At 47.8% G+C, this 450-nt stretch carries 1 pseudogene; it reads left to right on the top strand.

Features of this window, described 5'->3' with window-relative positions:
• A pseudogene (locus AFM12_RS19785) lies at positions 1-450 on the top strand (hypothetical protein); the annotation flags it as partial.

Raw genomic sequence — 450 nt, 5'->3', positions numbered from 1 at the left:
CAATACGGTAACGATTGGTCAGGGTAACCCGCCAACAGCACCTACAATTGCATCGAATAAGACGCAGGTATGTGGTGATGAGAAGGCGACGTTGACAGCTAGCAATTGTTCAGGTACAGTGACTTGGAGCACAGGTATAAATGGTACAACAATTCAGGTAGGAGCCGGAACATACACTGCTACTTGTAGCAACAGTTGTGGTACATCAGGAGTCAGCAATACGATTACGATAAACACTGGCAACCCACCATCTTCTCCATCGATAAGCACAGACAGGACGGTATGTTGTGATGGTGAGAAGGCAACGTTGACAGCTACGGGTTGTAACGGTACGATTACTTGGAGTACCGGAGCAACCGGAGCGAGCATTCAGGTTGATCAATCAGGGACTTACACAGCGACGTGTACGAATGATTGTGGAACGAGCAGCTCATCGAATACAGTGACAAT

It is taken from the genome of Jiulongibacter sediminis (genome assembly GCF_001306455.1).
In the GTDB taxonomy this organism is placed as follows: Bacteria; Bacteroidota; Bacteroidia; order Cytophagales; family Spirosomataceae; genus Jiulongibacter; species Jiulongibacter sediminis.
This window is presented reverse-complemented; position numbering and strand designations above follow the sequence as displayed.